Below are 17,572 nucleotides of genomic sequence, written 5' to 3'. Positions count from 1 at the left end.
TTATAAAGTTAGTGTCAATGGTAGTTCGCAAAATTCAAGGTAACTCCAAAGAGGTTAAGCGACCGATTTCTGCCTTTTTTCTTGAACCTGTTGCAGTGTATCCGGCTTAATGTAGCAGTGACTCATTGACCAGTCTTCGCTATATTCGATTAGGTATGTCGTAATGATATTGTCAATATCTCTTTACACTTTTTCCTCGAGGATATTGGATCTACGCTGCATCCTTCAATGAGCGGTAATACTGTTGTCTCTTAATCATTGGAGGTAATCCTCCATTGGTGGAGCAGATTCTTCGGTTATTCCAGTAACTAATGAAATATCTCCATATAATTGTTTTCATATGTTCAACAGTTGTTTTTGAAGCATTATATCGATTATAGATTAATTCTTCCTTTAATCTTGCCCACATGCTTTCGCAACGGGCATTTGGTGCTAGTATATAAATAGAGCAAAATAAAATGAGAATTTTCCTAAAAAATATTAAAATAAAATTACAGTAGCTTTCTTACCCTAGCAGTTGCCCCAGCTTTAGGCTACTCGAACTTCCACATTGTCTTGTGAACTTTCTAACCCAAATGTTACCATTCACGCTAGTCACAATAGGGTTACCCCGAATGGATGGGGCAGCCTTTCGGCAATATATCATGCGACTTCTTGTCGCACCTGTATTCCCCTATCACTATGCAGGATACAGCCCCGAATTTCTGGATATGCTTTATATGTATTAATTATTGTTTGTTCACATAACGTGGCTTTCATATTTGTATCCATTGCTAATCCCAGTACTGCAGAATCGAAGCAGTCAAAAACTGCGGATACATACAGTTTTCCATCCAGACACTTTATTTCAGTCATATCTGTTACGCACTTGCTTAACGGTTTATCAGAATAGAAATCACGTTTAATTAAGTCATCAGATTTTCTGGCTTCTTTATCAGCTTTTGTGATTCCATTAGGTCTTCTTTTTGGTCTATGGCTAATACCGATTTCTTCCATAACACGGTATACAGTCCGTTCACTCGGAATCTCAATACCAGCAGGCTTTTTTAGCTCTAAAGCTTGATGCATTCTGATTCGTCCGTAGGCATCATTGCATTCATCTTCAGTACAGATATCTAACATAGCATCTGCAAGAGACTGATATTTCCAAGGCTTATCTTTATATTTAAGATAATTGTGAAATCCCTGTCTGGTTACGCATAGGCTTTTACAATAGAATAAAATTTTACCTTTAATAGTGCCGTCTTCAGTTTTTATTGCAATAAATATCAATCTCTGTTTTTTGTTGACTTCCGACGGCTGGCGGCGAAAAAAGCGCTTGCTTCCTCAAGAAATTCATTCACTTCTTTAAGATGGTGATTCTCTTTGTCCAGTTCTTTAACACGCTTTTTAAGTTCAATAAGTTCCTCGTTAAGAGATAAGGCATTGGAAGGAGTATGAACAGCGTCTTTTGCCTCCAACCTACCTCCTTTGAAGGCTTTAACCCATGTATAGATAGTACTATCAGGAAGCCCCAGTTCCGTTGCGGCTTTGTGTCCACCAATCTCCTGAGCTAATTTTACAGCCTGTGATCTAAATTCTTGGTCATAAGTTTTTATAATTCGTTTTGCCATCTTATTTCTCCTATTCTCTATCAATTATATATCACAATCCTTAAGAATAGGGTGCCAATTTTTATTGTACAACATCAGTCCTTTCCGACTTGGCAGCATTAATCTTTGCATCCACTTCGGCTTCCATGAGCTTTTCACAAAGCCACTTGAGCATAACGAGCAGGGGATCGTCTTCGGTCATGAATTGTAATAGCATTTTTTCCAAAGGTACGTTAGAATGGGAGTAAGCCATCGGTTTTCAACTCCTTTTGGGTTTGTTTGGTCACTTACCTTTTTTCGGAGTTACCGATGGTTTTTCCTATTCTCTTTTGCGAACTTCATTATATGCTATCGTCAATTTTATTCTGGCCTTGACATTTCTTCATAAAAACCAACATTCAACGGATTTCTTTCCACTAATCGCTTATATTTGTATTGAGGATATCCTGCCATTACTGCTCCGGTAATCTTTCTACTCTCAGTAATATGAAATAACTTAAGCAAAGGAGATTTTATATCAAGCGCTGAAACTTCTAAAATTCCAGCCCAGCATGAACCAAGGCCAAGTGTTGGCGCATATAATTCCAAGTATAATGGAATTTTCTCTACCTCGCGGGAAATTAATATCAGCTGTTGCTAAGATGAGACTGAGTGCATCACGGAGAATAACATCAACTCCATTTTCATGGTATTCATTCAAATAGTGCGTAAATCTCCGCTTTAATGTATTATCACTTTCCAATTTATCAATTACTATTTCAACTGACGCATCCAATATTTTCCTGTCATCAATAATTACATATGATATGCTTTGTGAATTACTTGCTGTTGGTGCAAATCGAGCTATATTAACAAGTTTAACCAATTCTTCTCTTGGAACTGCTTTTTCTAAATAACTGCGAATTGAACGGTGGGACCGCAAAAATAACTCCGATTCTTTCGCATTCAATTGGGGATAATCAGCTAATTCCAGTTGTTTAGACAATGGTGTTTTTTTATAATCAATTGCTGCCTGTGGACATATGGCAACACAATGACCACAAGCAATGCAGGATTGGGGCGCTGCTACCTCCGGACCGGTTCACCCCATACTTAAAACAAATGATGGACATTCTTTAACGCAGGCCCCGCATTGAATACATTTTTCTTGATCTATTGTTATCAATTCCATTCTATACACTTCTCCTTTTAAATTTCAGGTACTCTTCTCTAAATTATCCGATGATGATTATGCGTTGGAATCACCCCCGCTTGCGCGGGGACTATGCCATATTTTATGCTTTAATTCAGGATGCTTGGGAATCACCCCCGCTTGCGCGGGGACTATGCTATTCTAGGATACCGGATTTAGTGAAACGTGGAATCACCCCCGCTTGCGCGGGGACTATGGCTATAGCATCTTTTAATTGCGCAGCAGTAGAGAATCACCCCCGCTTGCGCGGGGACTATTCGGTATATACGCACAATATAGTTATTACAATGAGAATCACCCCCGCTTGCGCGGGGACTATGGTCTTAGAAACGTCGTACTCTTAATCAGCAGGGAATCACCCCCGCTTGCGCGGGGACTATGTATTGATGATAAGGGCAATACATTGCAGATAAGAATCACCCCCGCTTGCGCGGGGACTATGTATTGATGATAAGGGCAATACATTGCAGATAAGAATCACCCCCGCTTGCGCGGGGACTATCTTACGGTGGTATTGGCGGAGCTGCTGCATCAATGAATCACCCCCGCTTGCGCGGGGACTATTGTATAAGCTCATGCTTGACGGGCAGATTACTGGAATCACCCCCGCTTGCGCGGGGACTATTTTCTCGTAATATCCTTCGAGCTTATATTGCAGGAATCACCCCCGCTTGCGCGGGGACTATCGCTCCAGATCGGCACATAGTCCGGCAGGCATGGAATCACCCCCGCTTGCGCGGGGACTATCCGTAAACGCCGGTACCGTTGTTAGCTGTTGAAGAATCACCCCCGCTTGCGCGGGGACTATCACACGCTTAAACTCAGAAAATACTGTTACAAGGAATCACCCCCGCTTGCGCGGGGACTATCCGAATAACGCATCAGACGGTGCAACAAAATTAGAATCACCCCCGCTTGCGCGGGGACTATGGAATTGGGTAGCAGCGTCCTCTGTAGTCCATGGAATCACCCCCGCTTGCGCGGGGACTATTTTTGTTGTAGGCGTCAGGCTTAAAAAAAATAAGAATCACCCCCGCTTGCGCGGGGACTATGTGCTAGTAAATCCACAAAAATCAGCTAAAGTAGAATCACCCCCGCTTGCGCGGGGACTATATGTACACGGATTCGCTAAACGGGCATTCTATGGAATCACCCCCGCTTGCGCGGGGACTATATATGCAGCCATACATTGTTGTCAATTACATCAGAATCACCCCCGCTTGCGCGGGGACTATTTTGACACTGCCAAGTTCGCCGCAGAAATATAAGAATCACCCCCGCTTGCGCGGGGACTATTATTTTAACTCTGATCTAGAAATTTTACCTTGAGAATCACCCCCGCTTGCGCGGGGACTATCCTATATAAAATGAAAAGGAGATGGGCTTTATGGAATCACCCCCGCTTGCGCGGGGACTATGGATGGAATTGCCTATATGGGAACTAGTCTGGAGAATCACCCCCGCTTGCGCGGGGACTATTATATTGTATTAACGAAGGTAAGTATATGTTGAGAATCACCCCCGCTTGCGCGGGGACTATTTGGTAGTTTCAGGATTTATAAATCCACAATCAGAATCACCCCCGCTTGCGCGGGGACTATCTCAATATTTTTATAAGGGGCTTGTATTATTAAGAATCACCCCCGCTTGCGCGGGGACTATGACAACAATTTAATGCCGGCTCATGGAAAATAGGAATCACCCCCGCTTGCGCGGGGACTATCTTATTTTTAGACATTTTCTTACCACTGTCACAGAATCACCCCCGCTTGCGCGGGGACTATTGGGCAGGTTTGCCGCAGACAGCACATACCTTGGAATCACCCCCGCTTGCGCGGGGACTATGGCCGCCTCTTAAAAAAAGGAGAAATTAAAATGGAATCACCCCCGCTTGCGCGGGGACTATAATATCAAATGCTTTCACCAATATTGTAATAAGGAATCACCCCCGCTTGCGCGGGGACTATATCTATCAGAAACACCCGTTGCACGCACACTCAGAATCACCCCCGCTTGCGCGGGGACTATGTATATACAGAATAGCTTTTGCTGCTCATTTAAGAATCACCCCCGCTTGCGCGGGGACTATTTTTCTTTCTGTGTATCGAGGTATTCAAGCATGGAATCACCCCCGCTTGCGCGGGGACTATAACTAGTTTAAAGCCTTATTGTGCTTCTATTAGGAATCACCCCCGCTTGCGCGGGGACTATATGAACCTAATATCTGAGCTTTTCATGCAGTAAGAATCACCCCCGCTTGCGCGGGGACTATTTATCAATGGGCAAAGGACGCTTTAATAACAAAGAATCACCCCCGCTTGCGCGGGGACTATCAAGGCTTTCAGGTGCGACCTGAGTGGTTTACTGAATCACCCCCGCTTGCGCGGGGACTATTTAATTCCGTCGTGTGAAATTTACTGAGAACTGGAATCACCCCCGCTTGCGCGGGGACTATTACAGCAGATGGTAAAATATATTAAAATAAGTGGAATCACCCCCGCTTGCGCGGGGACTATCTTTAGATCTAAAAGTAACTATCGTTGAAACTGGAATCACCCCCGCTTGCGCGGGGACTATATCAGCCACCTTAACAGCATGCCGAGGGGGAAAGAATCACCCCCGCTTGCGCGGGGACTATGCAACAGATTAGATTATTCCCATGGGGGCATAAGAATCACCCCCGCTTGCGCGGGGACTATTGTATCACTACAATCAATATTTACAAAAATGGAGAATCACCCCCGCTTGCGCGGGGACTATAATATATGAATATTTGTCGTTATACATTCATAATGAATCACCCCCGCTTGCGCGGGGACTATTTCTGCTACAATAGCATCTACAAGTGCTTTAAAGAATCACCCCCGCTTGCGCGGGGACTATAAATTTATTATCTGATGAAAGAAAGTGAGTTAAGAATCACCCCCGCTTGCGCGGGGACTATTTCGCTTTTTCAGCCCAGTCGATCACTTCTGCGGAATCACCCCCGCTTGCGCGGGGACTATTTATGTCTAGATCGCTGTATGTTTCAATGTCTAGAATCACCCCCGCTTGCGCGGGGACTATTTTTCCTGACAAAAATTAAAAATCACATAGGTGGAATCACCCCCGCTTGCGCGGGGACTATCTCCTGAATAACTGCACCATCAAGCTCGGATGAGAATCACCCCCGCTTGCGCGGGGACTATCAATTCCAAGCTCAAATTTGTTTGAACGCGAAAGAATCACCCCCGCTTGCGCGGGGACTATTTATCAAAAGCGATCTTATGCTTATCAAGAGGAGAATCACCCCCGCTTGCGCGGGGACTATTGATTATAAGGACGGAACCATGCCGACGGTCCAGAATCACCCCCGCTTGCGCGGGGACTATTTTTATTGCCGCCTTGTCGTCATTTACTGCCGGGAATCACCCCCGCTTGCGCGGGGACTATCCATCAAGCTCAGTCGATTCTTTGATAAGCAAAGAATCACCCCCGCTTGCGCGGGGACTATAATCATGTCGAGTTTAGCAATGGCACATTTATAGAATCACCCCCGCTTGCGCGGGGACTATAACAAAGAATGGGAACTGCGATCAGACGCCTTGGAATCACCCCCGCTTGCGCGGGGACTATAAGACTCCTTTTTAATATTAAAGTTTATCATAGGAATCACCCCCGCTTGCGCGGGGACTATGAAACGTCTGGTTACAAGACTAGGGTACCCTGAGAATCACCCCCGCTTGCGCGGGGACTATCAAACAGGGGTGTTTTTGAGGATTCCAAAGCCGAGAATCACCCCCGCTTGCGCGGGGACTATGATAATAAAAAGGAGATAAGGATACACGGACAAGAATCACCCCCGCTTGCGCGGGGACTATATGTACCGTCCAACATTTCATTCGTGTCACCATGAATCACCCCCGCTTGCGCGGGGACTATTTATCGCTGAATAGTTGTATTTGTCTAAGTCAAGAATCACCCCCGCTTGCGCGGGGACTATATTTCTTTTAATTGCTTTATGAGCTTAGGTCTATGAATCACCCCCGCTTGCGCGGGGACTATATCACACAGAATTACAAAGAGAAGGCTGGAGTAGAATCACCCCCGCTTGCGCGGGGACTATTTATTTTTGTTGCGTGCCATGAATTCAGTGGCGGAATCACCCCCGCTTGCGCGGGGACTATCTGATGCCAAGCAACGTTGGAATTACAGTCGTAGAATCACCCCCGCTTGCGCGGGGACTATATGGGCTTGTAACTGCCAAGTCGTAGTAACGGAGAATCACCCCCGCTTGCGCGGGGACTATACTTTTGTAGCTTCAATTTCACGTTCAAATTTAGAATCACCCCCGCTTGCGCGGGGACTATGATTTATTATTAGGTGGCAGTCCGTGTCAAGGAGAATCACCCCCGCTTGCGCGGGGACTATAGAAAAAATGGAAAGTAAATATAAACAATATGAGAATCACCCCCGCTTGCGCGGGGACTATGTAATATCCCCAAGTTGCTTTGTGTAAGGGTGAGAATCACCCCCGCTTGCGCGGGGACTATATGTATGGTGTCTATGCAAAAAACGAAAATAAAGAATCACCCCCGCTTGCGCGGGGACTATTTTATGATAGCATATACATTATTTAAGGCTTCAGAATCACCCCCGCTTGCGCGGGGACTATTTGAATCAAGCACCAAATCTGCGCATAAGCGGAGAATCACCCCCGCTTGCGCGGGGACTATTAAAAATGGCTTATGTTGAAACAACGGGCTTTAGAATCACCCCCGCTTGCGCGGGGACTATCTTATCCAGCATCATTAAGATATTATCCTTTAAGAATCACCCCCGCTTGCGCGGGGACTATGCCGTGCATCTGCTGATATTTCAAGCACTACTAGAATCACCCCCGCTTGCGCGGGGACTATCTGACAGCCGACCGCCGCATTCAATCGAAGCAGGAATCACCCCCGCTTGCGCGGGGACTATGTTGATAAACTTCTTCTTCTAATCTGAAAATAAGAATCACCCCCGCTTGCGCGGGGACTATGCGCAGCATAAAGCAATCCCAACGCCGCCAGTGGAATCACCCCCGCTTGCGCGGGGACTATTTTATTAGCAATGTCATTGTACAGTATCCCTTGGAATCACCCCCGCTTGCGCGGGGACTATCTTCTCCAATACGCATACCAGTATAATAGCTTAGAATCACCCCCGCTTGCGCGGGGACTATGCGATATACCTAGCATTTCTCTAATTGCAATAAGAATCACCCCCGCTTGCGCGGGGACTATCGCATTTCAAAGAAATACGACAGGAAGAATTTGGAATCACCCCCGCTTGCGCGGGGACTATCTATCCCCTGACCGCCTATATGACTATTTAAGTAGAATCACCCCCGCTTGCGCGGGGACTATTTGAATATAAAATATCAGAAACAATGAAGCCTGGAATCACCCCCGCTTGCGCGGGGACTATGCTCAATGCACGCAGAGGCTCTGATGGTACCAGGAATCACCCCCGCTTGCGCGGGGACTATCTGCACAGTAATTCCGTAAACAACGATATCAAAGAATCACCCCCGCTTGCGCGGGGACTATAAATAGAAGGACTAGAAAATGTACTTGCTAATAGAATCACCCCCGCTTGCGCGGGGACTATGTGCAACTCCCAACTATCGCAAACAACGGAATAGAATCACCCCCGCTTGCGCGGGGACTATCAACCGTAACGTGTGTATCCGTTTTCTGCTCAAGAATCACCCCCGCTTGCGCGGGGACTATGCGGTGTCGTACAGGTCGTTAGTGGAAACAATGGAATCACCCCCGCTTGCGCGGGGACTATTTGCTTCAAAATCTCTCCTGATCTGCCAAGTGAGAATCACCCCCGCTTGCGCGGGGACTATAGCAAAAAATGCTGATAAGTACTTAGTGCTTTTATTAATTCCTTATTTTTTTTATTACTTCTTAGCAGATGCAGTACTAATTTTCTTCAACGCCTCATAAAGTAAATATACGTTTCGTGCATCATTTAACGCACGATGTTTTATTTTACTATCAATATTAAGAAACTTAAGCAAGTTACCCAATTTATATGATACTAATTGCGGAAGCACAGCTTCAGCAAGCATGACGGTATCAAAATAAGTTGTCTGCAAATGCATTCTTTCTTTTTTCAGTGCCTCTTCTAAAAAGTTTTTATCAAAGTCAGAATGATGTGCTATTAACACATTATCACCAACAAAATCAATGAAATCATCTAATACATATGATAAATCTTCACCTTTAGTAACCAATTCCTTAGAATTTATTCCGGTCATTTCTTCAATTATTACCGGCAATGTCTCTCCGATATTTATCAATTTAGAAAATTCTGCTTGAATATGACCTTGGCATATTTTAACAGCGCCTATTTCTATAATACAATCTTTTTTGACAGAAAGGCCCGTAGTTTCAAGATCAAAAGCCACATAATTATCTACCCAATAATTCCCTGATAACACTTTTGATTGCTTCAAAGTCACAGCGTCTTTATTTATTTTTACTTTGTATCTATGTTTATAACGCAAAGCTGCTACACCTTTTTTTAAGGCATCGGGATCAATATCAGCAGTTATTTGCTCAAAATTAGGTCGTAACATTAGTTGCAATCCCTCGTATTCCTCAATCTTCCATGTATTACCATGGGTTCTAAAAGTAAAACCTTGTTCATTGTTAATACTATAAGCCATGACTGCTATTCCGGATTTTAAGTTTTTTACAATACGCTCCCACAAAAGATCTCTCACCCGCGAACTAACTTTGCCTACATACACATTCGTATCAAGTTCAAATAACCACCGAGTTAGATCACCTCTTAAATTAAGTGGACATTTCGTCAAAGTTATAACAATCATTCTTGTCCTTTTCCTCCGACATTATTCTCATTTGTATATAACACACCGCTGGGCACATTGCTTTGTTTATTATCCCATAAAGTTAACAGATTAGCTTGAACCAAATTGTCATTTGACACATTTAATAAAAACTGAATATCATCTACTATTTGAACAATAAGCTTATTTTCTCTGAATTTATCCCGTAACAACTTACGCATTTCACTACCAATGTCTTCTACTGCCTGAGCAGCCAACTGAAAAGCATACGGTATAACATATTGAGACTTATATAAATCTGCCATATCATATACAAATGACCGTTCATGACTATTATGCACAAAACCCAGTCCTGGCGAACATCCCATGGATAATATCACGCTATGACATAAACCATATAAACAGGCATTTCCTGCCGATAGTGCTTGATTAACTGGACTTCCATCACTAAAATTATCTACATCATAGTTTCTGCCATCCCAAGGTACATTAAATTCTTTCGACAGTTTCCGATAAAGGGAACGCATACGTGCTCCCTCTTTTCCTCGTAATTCCTGTATAGTATAATTTCTGTCATCTAAATGAGTAAATCGCATTTTATACATTGCTTTGACAACTGCCGCTCTTTTATGAACATTAGAGACCAATGCAGCTTGACGTATCAAAAGCTTCGAACTATGTGTTAGAGGAGAACCATAAGCATAAAATCGTACTCCTTCCTCACCTACCCATAGTATGGATACCCCTGCTTCTCCTAACAACTGTACTGCTCTATGGGTAATATTCGAACCTGGTCCAAGCATAACAACACTTAATACCGCTGCCGGTATATGAACTGTTCCCCGTATGTCTAAAACAGTAATCGACCCATCCTGTCTATTTATTTTGCAATGTTCCAAATACACATAGGTAATTCTGTCCTTAATTACAGGAATTTCTTGCAGTGTGACTTTATCTATACTCATGGCATCTCCTAATATTATGCAAGGGTTAAAAGTCCGCAACCATACGCTTTACCATGTCCTATACCCTGTATTAATGTATTTTTTAATTTATTAATATCATTAACACGCAAACTTCCTTGATATGTAACTGTCTGTAACGTAACTGCGGCGTTACTTTTTTTAAATTTCAGCTTATCAAATGATGTAATGGTCACACTAAGAAAAGTAACCCCCATGGTTTTGCTACGGTTAGCCAGCCAATCTACCCAGTTATTTGCTCCTACTAAGGGTATCCTATTTCCTTTTATACATTTTACCGGATTCCCACATAATTTAAAGTACCATTGCTGTCCGTCAGCCAACTTACACAATAAGTTATTATAATCCCTTATGTCCCACTCTGCTTTAGAAAAAGGATAAGTAGGTTTGTCCTCACTTAAGCATAGCAGATACGTCTTTCCCTGTAATTGATCTATACGCCATCTTGCACTCTGCCTATTTCCGATAAAACACCTTTCCAATTCACCATGAATCCGTGATGGAGAAGACATGATTTTTTGTGTTATGCGATTATTGGTATATAATTCAATTCTGGATAAATACATTTTCTCACTCCTTATACCGCTTCAAAAGCATCATGTTCCTCTGGATGGGTTATTTGGTCCATATATTCTTTTTTATTCCGATATTGGTATTGCCTATATGTACGGTCAAAGGTAACCGGCAAATCACGGGACAATACAGCATTCTTATCATCAGCACCAACATCGACTATATATCGTTGAATAGTATCATTGTTCATAACTGGATGATAACTTGTTAAAGCTTCTTCCACACTCAATTCAGATATCCCCGCATATAATTCTGGTGTAACCGGACAGGACCTACGTCCACAATAGAGAGGAAAGTATGGTTTACGAATAGCCTCCGCCAGTTTAAAAATAAAATTATCTTCCCCATTTATAGCTGTCAAAAATACAGCATCTGCAAGATAATAACTATATTTTAATGTATTATCTGCTGCTCTATCAGGATTTGTAACCATCTGAAAATCATAAAACACATGTCCCTCTCGCAATACCCGCACACCAAATTTGAGTTTTGCCAAATCCGTTATCGGCTCGCTGCGCCGTCTTCCTAAAGCCGCAGCAAGTATCCCCACCATACCACTTTTTGTTACTTCCCGTTCTGTTTCACGATAATCGAATTTAGCAGGAGCTCCCCAAGCTTGCAAGGGAGCATTAAACAACAATAATAATGTTTTCATTATAATTGCTCCTTAATAACCTGTTCCACATCAGTAAGTAAATCTTTTAATGCAGTCTTTTTCCCTAAATCTTTTAAATCTGTATCCCCTATCACCCAACTATATTGAGGAGCAGATACAAAATTAGCATAAACAGATTTGGCATACTGGTCAAGAGCCTGAACAGATTGAGTTTCATATCCTCCGTTCGCAACAACCGGTTTTTCAAAAGCACCAACTAAATTAACTGGTTGATCTTCCCGCAAAGTTACCATAACTGCAAAAGGCAACGTTCTATTAGCAAAGGTATTCTGCTTACCCGTGGGCATAGACCGAATAAAGGCGTCCACAAAACACTCTGCCGCTTTAGCTACAGCACCTTTATTATCAGACAGTTGTTTATTCAGTTCATGTAATGCAATAGTAGCATACCGATACAAAGTAGAAGAATTAAATTCCACCGTACCAATCATGCCAGCACCCGCCGTTTCCCCCTGAGCCTCCTGAATATCGTCTACTGCAGTAAAATAATCAAATTCCGTACTAACTTTATGAGTAGAGATAGCATGGGCCACTTGACAGCTGGCATCTACATTCATCGTAGGATCATTCGCTACCATCCGGCCAAATAAAGCCATATCAATAGTTGGCGCAACATTAATAGCTTCTCGTAATTTCTTGGTCAAGTTTTTATTTGCCCTAGTTAATTCTTTTTTCGCTAATTCTAATTCTTCGGATTTTTTAGGTACATTTTGGACATTGGCTTCTGCAATATTTAATTCACTTAAATCACATTGAGCCATCGCTTTGATTTGTGCCGGACTGATAAAGAATAACGCCTTAACATTATCCGTACTGTCCATCTCATTATCTTCTGTTTTTTCATCAATTTCCTTTTTATTAATTATATTAGCAATTAATAAAAGCTTACGAGCCGTTTTTTCAGATTCTTCAGCTTCTTTTCCTTCTCCCATCAATTCCTTAGTTAATAATTCAACTAAATGTAAAGTTCTAATTCCTACTTTATCAGCGGGTAATTGTTCCACAAATTGTTTTCTCACCGCTCTTTTCCAAGCCTGTGAACTGACCCTGCCTCTCATTACTCCGCCATATACAGCAGTCTTGGGTGAATTCGTATCATCTCTGTTAATGCAAGAAGGCGGTACTGTTTGCAAAACATGTATATCTAAGAATAATCGTTTCCCTTGGTTGAAATTTTCAGTCATGATTTTCATCCTCCATTTTTTTTACATATTTTTTGTAATAATCTTGTCCCCAATGCAAAGTGATCTTATCTTTACTATCCTCATATTGTAAACCATAAAGGTCTTTGGCCAGCAGAACATAATCTAAAGGTATAGCATGTGAACGCAACTGCCCCACTAAACTACGCAGATGAATAGCAATAGATTCTATGCTATCTGCGCTCACTAATGCCTGCATTCTCCGTGTTACTGCTTCACTACGCTTACCAATGCTGCCTTCCGTAGCAAGCAACCGCATCGCATCACCAAAGCTGGCACCGGGCTTATGCATACTCCTTGTTTGACCCCGCTGATGGTATGCATATAAGGTTAAGGCTAAATAAATAGCCCATTCTTCATAAGTTGGATTTTCTGTATGAGACAATAATTCGTCATCTAAACCTTCAAGCGTATATTCCCATAAATCTGGCAATGTACCTGGTTTTTTACCCAAGCCGCGTCTTAACTTGGCTAAAGCAACTCTTGTAGCAGGATGTGTCAGCGTATGAGACCACTGTTCCACTCTTTGTGTTACAAAATTTGTCAACAGTTTTGTTTTTCCCATCAATGTTCTCTCCCTTCATGTATTATTTAAGCTTAGCTAATTTGTCTTGTTGTTTCGGTGTTCTATATAAAAAATCGTTATATGCTTCACTGACACTTAATACACTAATTTTGCGTTTCTTTTCCTGCCTAGAAGTTACTAAACGTATATAGCGGGAGTTATTCTCAAGGCCAGCTATTTCTTTACCACACATTCTTATGATATGTTGTGCCTGCATATACCACTGGTTCATATCTTCATCAATATCGTCCTGATCAGGATTAATATTAATCAGCCAGCGTCGAAATGGTGTATCTAACCTTGCATAAGTTTGCTCAGATATATGCTGATTATCTAAGCCTATATCACTTACAAAACGCTTTAATGCCCCTACCAACTGATCAGTAACAGCAACAATCGCAATAATTCGTTCTCCCCAGTTATCATAACGTTCTTGTAAAAGATTACCCGGATAGGCCAGTGTATCAACTACACTGGTTAGTACAGACATATTCATATTCCCATATTCTATGCCTACACACACTATTTTTACTATCCTAGTTCCTTGTAAGTATCTTTCATTGACCAATTTGCTATACCATGCCAGAATACCAGGATTATGTCTGCCACTTGTTTGTTGTTTTAAAGTAATCAAGCTGACAAACCCTTGCCACAAACGCTTATCAATAGAATACTTCATAGGGACTATTTCTTTTTTGTTTTTATGTCCCACTTCTTTCCATGTAGTAAATTGTTCTGCAAAACACAAATGTTTATTATTGTCTGCAAAATATTCCCCGGCATCTTTATCTGCCGTCACATAACCTATTACGCAATGTTCCTTACACCGTAATTTCACACAGCGGGATTGTAACGTTAATAAAAGTTTGGGATTAGCTGGTAATGGTATTTTCACCTTATGATTAACAGGCTGTCTTTCCCAAATTGCTTCTCCCCTACCCCATATCCCCTCTGAACCATCTGGCACTAGAATCAAATTAAGAAGAAGTGTTTCAAACATATTATTTCCTTCTATCATGATAGAACCTATTTGTCCTAACCAACCCGTACCTGATCCGCCTTTATTAGAAGTATCATCCCAAGCTTGTAAGTTTAATAACCAACGAGTTGCTTCTGCCATAGATATGGATTCACAATTAGGTCGGTGATTAAATAAGCGTCTTTTATTATTACTCTCTGCTATGTTACCAATTAGTTTATTTAGACTGACTTTCTTCACTTTGGCATTTTTCCTGAATTCACTAACCTGATAAAAAGGATATTGGGGATGTACCAGCCAAAAATGCTCACTATGTTTGTCTAAATACGTATGAATAGGCCTCACTTCAAATCGTTTGCATTCCCACAAACTATGCCACGTATCATAAATATCATCAGTATCTTCTGCATCTGTCAATGGCTTACCATTCGCATCATTTCCTTCATACACGCAATGTAACACTGCCAACAAAAATCGTAGCATAGCCACATCCTGCGTAACAGCCTCACCAGCTAAGGCTCTGTATTCATGAGCATGCTCATATACGTTTTTAAGTGAAACCATATCTTCATTGCCATCTAACTTTAATACTTTAATCCAAGGTTCTGTTAGCAGGTTAAATTCTTTGTCGTTCATATGTCAATCCTTCCTCCTTAGAATAAGATACGATATAATCGCCAAATTCAGCTTGTCCTTTTTCATCCACCAACATTACAAGCGCATATTTTAATACCGGCGAATTATTAAACAAATAACCACAACGAACTGTCGTTTCCTTAATACTTTCTAATACGGTATCATTTATAAGTATTCGTGGCAACCCCACCGATTGGGAAGCAATTCGTTTATCCCGTTGCGCAGTTTGTTCTTCCGGTACTTGTTCCCCTTCAAAATAATATATATATTTATTTTTTTCTTGCAATAAGATAATTTCCTGACTTAAGGTACTATCACGAACACCAGTATCATCATTGTCTGAATCTGAATTTTTAGTAAAACCAATTAATGTTTTATTCAATTTATTTAACTTTTTAGGTGACTCTATCATATATCCTCGAGATTTATTTCCCTTATTTTCAATTTTTTCCTGCCACAGTTTCCACAAACCTTTATTCTCTGCATTAAAATCTTGTATTTCATACACTGCATCTATTAAAGAAGGAATATCGATTGGCAACGTAACTTTTTGGCGTACATGCAGTAATTCATATGTACGTTCAAGTATATACTGATCATACACGTGCAAACTTCCCTCATCCTCAACTTTTCCTTGGTTGCTTACCCCCATTATATAACACAATGGCCGCTGTTTATGCATTGGTCTTATTACCGTATGTCTGAACAAACGCCCAATACGTTGAAAGAACAAATCAATAGGGCAAATTTCGGTGATCAGCACATCGAAATCAATATCTAAGGATTGCTCCAATACTTGTGTACCAATAATAACCTTATGGGCCTTGCTGTGATTCTTATTACTCTTGCCAATTTGTTTGATCAATGCAGATTCACGTTTACTTCTATCTGCTGCTAAAAACCGGGAATGAAACAGTTCAACATTATCAGAACCAAATTTCTCTTTAGACAGCCCATATAACTGCTGTGCTTTGTTTACTGTGTTTACCACAATGCCAATATAACCGCCCTCATAGTACAACTTTTCTACCAAATTCAGATTATCGGTTATTTCCCCTTCAACGAATTTAATATCAATATTCTTAACTCTTTCGTTCCTGACAGTTGTATTATAAACATTAACACGATCATTTAATATATCCGTATACGTAATAAGCGGATATGTTAATGATAAGATACTTTCTGTTAATTCTATATTACCTGCTCCTTTGGCATATTCTTCCGCTAACGTTTTTCTTAAACTTCTTGTCAATGTAGCTGATAAGAGAATAACCGGTATCTGATACGCGCCCAACCAACGTAGTGTTGTTTTTAAATATTCGTCGGTATATGCATCATAAGCATGACATTCGTCTACTATAACTATCTTATTTAAGAATGCTAAATGTCTCAGGAATATATGTTTGCTTATGTGCGACATCATCAATAGTTGATCTACAGTTCCTACCACAAAATCAGCCAATAATCCTTGCTTTCGTCCAGTAAACCAGTCATTTATTTCAATATAAGACGATGTATGTTTCTTCAAGTTATCATCTTCATCATATATCATGCCATTTTTAGAACCTATGTGTGACAACTCAGTAAAATCATCATTTAACCAGGCATTACTATGAGCTAAATTAACAGAATGCCCAAAACCATCATTTAAACAATCTATCCATTCCTTCAAGCGAACAAACATACTATTTGAAGTTGCCTGAGTAGGTAAAGCAAAGTATACACCATCACAATTTGTTTTGTTGGCAAAATATTCTGTTGCCACTAATGCTGCTTCCGTTTTTCCTTGTCCCATTTCAGCTTCGATAATTAATAATCCAGGACTTTTTATTTCTTTTACAATACTTTCTACAGTTTGTTGCATCAAATTAGGCGTGAAACCAAATCTATCCTTATACAAATTATTTAAGTTTTTACTTTGCCAATGACCTGTTAACTTAAATTTATGCCAGCCACTAATAATCCTACACTCTTCATCAATATGATCAGCACATTGCTCATAATCAATTAAAGGAAAAAATGTCTCGTTACTGGCAATCCAGTCAGCCATAATTAATAATCCACACAATACTACTTGTGCCGATTTAGAAATCAATGGTATTTCTTCTGCTGTCAACTGATATTCTCCCAGCTCCAATGCTATTGTAAATAATTGTGCCTGTACCTTAGTCCATTGTGCAACTTTTGCACCGTAGTATTTGGGATAGGTATTTATCGCCTCACTTTTGGCATCATTTGTTGCAAGTCCATGGTGTGCTCCTATAATTGAGGCCACCCCTGCATTACAGCCAAAATTAGTTAGCAGTACTTCCCCTGCTCTGGCATGCTTA

12 protein-coding genes, 1 pseudogene and 1 CRISPR repeat array (1 of these 14 cut by a window edge) are annotated in these 17,572 nt (G+C 41.2%); all 13 genes and pseudogenes read right to left on the bottom strand.

All coding sequences use genetic code 11. The features are described from left to right. Positions 1–642 precede the first annotated feature (642 nt). A complete protein-coding gene (locus F8M42_RS02540; protein WP_229711407.1) occupies positions 643–1,122 on the bottom strand; it encodes a DDE-type integrase/transposase/recombinase in 480 nt (159 codons plus the stop codon). A gap of 146 nt (positions 1,123–1,268) precedes the next feature. Further along, complete coding sequence (locus tag F8M42_RS02535) at positions 1,269–1,613, bottom strand: transposase (protein WP_182187830.1); 345 nt, start codon at positions 1,611–1,613, stop codon at positions 1,269–1,271. A gap of 76 nt (positions 1,614–1,689) precedes the next feature. Next, a pseudogene (locus F8M42_RS02530) lies at positions 1,690–1,845 on the bottom strand (IS256 family transposase); the annotation flags it as partial. 264 nt (positions 1,846–2,109) lie between these two features. Next, on the bottom strand, positions 2,110–2,577 hold the full coding sequence (locus tag F8M42_RS13580; RefSeq protein WP_229711405.1) for a nitroreductase family protein: 468 nt from the start codon (positions 2,575–2,577) through the stop codon (positions 2,110–2,112). A gap of 96 nt (positions 2,578–2,673) precedes the next feature. After that, entirely contained in the window at positions 2,674–2,763 is a 90-nt protein-coding gene (locus F8M42_RS13575) for a 4Fe-4S binding protein (protein WP_229711404.1), read from the bottom strand. A gap of 67 nt (positions 2,764–2,830) precedes the next feature. Continuing rightward, positions 2,831–8,659: a CRISPR direct-repeat array (repeat unit 28 nt; unit sequence GAATCACCCCCGCTTGCGCGGGGACTAT). A gap of 54 nt (positions 8,660–8,713) precedes the next feature. Next, positions 8,714–9,649, bottom strand: coding sequence for a type I-E CRISPR-associated endoribonuclease Cas2e (gene cas2e / locus F8M42_RS02520; RefSeq protein ID WP_182187828.1), 936 nt, complete (start codon positions 9,647–9,649; stop codon positions 8,714–8,716). Beyond that, a complete protein-coding gene (cas1e, locus tag F8M42_RS02515; protein WP_182187827.1) occupies positions 9,646–10,593 on the bottom strand; it encodes a type I-E CRISPR-associated endonuclease Cas1e in 948 nt (315 codons plus the stop codon). Before cas1e ends, cas2e begins: the two co-directional genes overlap by 4 nt. Positions 10,594–10,607: 14 nt before the next feature. Then, positions 10,608–11,177 carry a type I-E CRISPR-associated protein Cas6/Cse3/CasE gene (cas6e, locus tag F8M42_RS02510; RefSeq protein ID WP_182187826.1) on the bottom strand — a complete coding sequence of 190 codons (570 nt, stop codon included), beginning with the start codon at positions 11,175–11,177 and terminating at the stop codon, positions 10,608–10,610. 11 nt (positions 11,178–11,188) lie between these two features. Then, complete coding sequence (cas5e, locus tag F8M42_RS02505) at positions 11,189–11,839, bottom strand: type I-E CRISPR-associated protein Cas5/CasD (RefSeq protein WP_182187825.1); 651 nt, start codon at positions 11,837–11,839, stop codon at positions 11,189–11,191. After that, positions 11,839–13,044, bottom strand: a complete 1,206-nt coding sequence (gene cas7e, locus F8M42_RS02500) for a type I-E CRISPR-associated protein Cas7/Cse4/CasC (RefSeq protein WP_182187824.1) — start codon at positions 13,042–13,044, stop codon at positions 11,839–11,841. Before cas7e ends, cas5e begins: the two co-directional genes overlap by 1 nt. Beyond that, positions 13,037–13,627, bottom strand: a complete 591-nt coding sequence (gene casB, locus F8M42_RS02495; protein WP_182187823.1) for a type I-E CRISPR-associated protein Cse2/CasB — start codon at positions 13,625–13,627, stop codon at positions 13,037–13,039. Before casB ends, cas7e begins: the two co-directional genes overlap by 8 nt. Before the next feature lie 22 nt (positions 13,628–13,649). After that, complete coding sequence (casA, locus tag F8M42_RS02490; protein ID WP_182187822.1) at positions 13,650–15,242, bottom strand: type I-E CRISPR-associated protein Cse1/CasA; 1,593 nt, start codon at positions 15,240–15,242, stop codon at positions 13,650–13,652. Continuing rightward, a protein-coding gene (gene cas3, locus F8M42_RS02485; protein WP_182187821.1) for a CRISPR-associated helicase Cas3' crosses the window boundary here: on the bottom strand, positions 15,223–17,572 show its 3' portion. Its footprint extends 350 nt past the window's final position; 2,350 of the gene's 2,700 nt are visible here — the last part of the coding sequence; its start codon lies off the right edge, out of view; it ends in the stop codon at positions 15,223–15,225. The genes casA and cas3 overlap by 20 nt, the downstream gene beginning before the upstream one ends.

It is taken from the genome of Pectinatus frisingensis, from assembly GCF_014076555.1.
GTDB lineage: Bacteria > Bacillota > Negativicutes > Selenomonadales > Selenomonadaceae > Pectinatus > Pectinatus frisingensis.
The sequence above is the reverse complement of the archived record's forward strand: the minus strand, read 5'-3'. Positions and strand labels throughout refer to the sequence as shown.

What these genes read in the sequence shown, in the direction of transcription:
- F8M42_RS02540 (WP_229711407.1), bottom strand. Translation starts at nt 1,122, where the DNA reads ATGTTAGATATCTGTACTGAAGATGAATGCAATGATGCCTACGGACGA.
- F8M42_RS02535 (WP_182187830.1), bottom strand. Translation starts at nt 1,613, where the DNA reads ATGGCAAAACGAATTATAAAAACTTATGACCAAGAATTTAGATCACAG.
- F8M42_RS13575 (WP_229711404.1), bottom strand. Translation starts at nt 2,763, where the DNA reads ATGGAATTGATAACAATAGATCAAGAAAAATGTATTCAATGCGGGGCC.
- cas2e (WP_182187828.1), bottom strand. Translation starts at nt 9,649, where the DNA reads ATGATTGTTATAACTTTGACGAAATGTCCACTTAATTTAAGAGGTGAT.
- cas1e (WP_182187827.1), bottom strand. Translation starts at nt 10,593, where the DNA reads ATGAGTATAGATAAAGTCACACTGCAAGAAATTCCTGTAATTAAGGAC.
- cas6e (WP_182187826.1), bottom strand. Translation starts at nt 11,177, where the DNA reads ATGTATTTATCCAGAATTGAATTATATACCAATAATCGCATAACACAA.
- cas5e (WP_182187825.1), bottom strand. Translation starts at nt 11,839, where the DNA reads ATGAAAACATTATTATTGTTGTTTAATGCTCCCTTGCAAGCTTGGGGA.
- cas7e (WP_182187824.1), bottom strand. Translation starts at nt 13,044, where the DNA reads ATGACTGAAAATTTCAACCAAGGGAAACGATTATTCTTAGATATACAT.
- casB (WP_182187823.1), bottom strand. Translation starts at nt 13,627, where the DNA reads ATGGGAAAAACAAAACTGTTGACAAATTTTGTAACACAAAGAGTGGAA.
- casA (WP_182187822.1), bottom strand. Translation starts at nt 15,242, where the DNA reads ATGAACGACAAAGAATTTAACCTGCTAACAGAACCTTGGATTAAAGTA.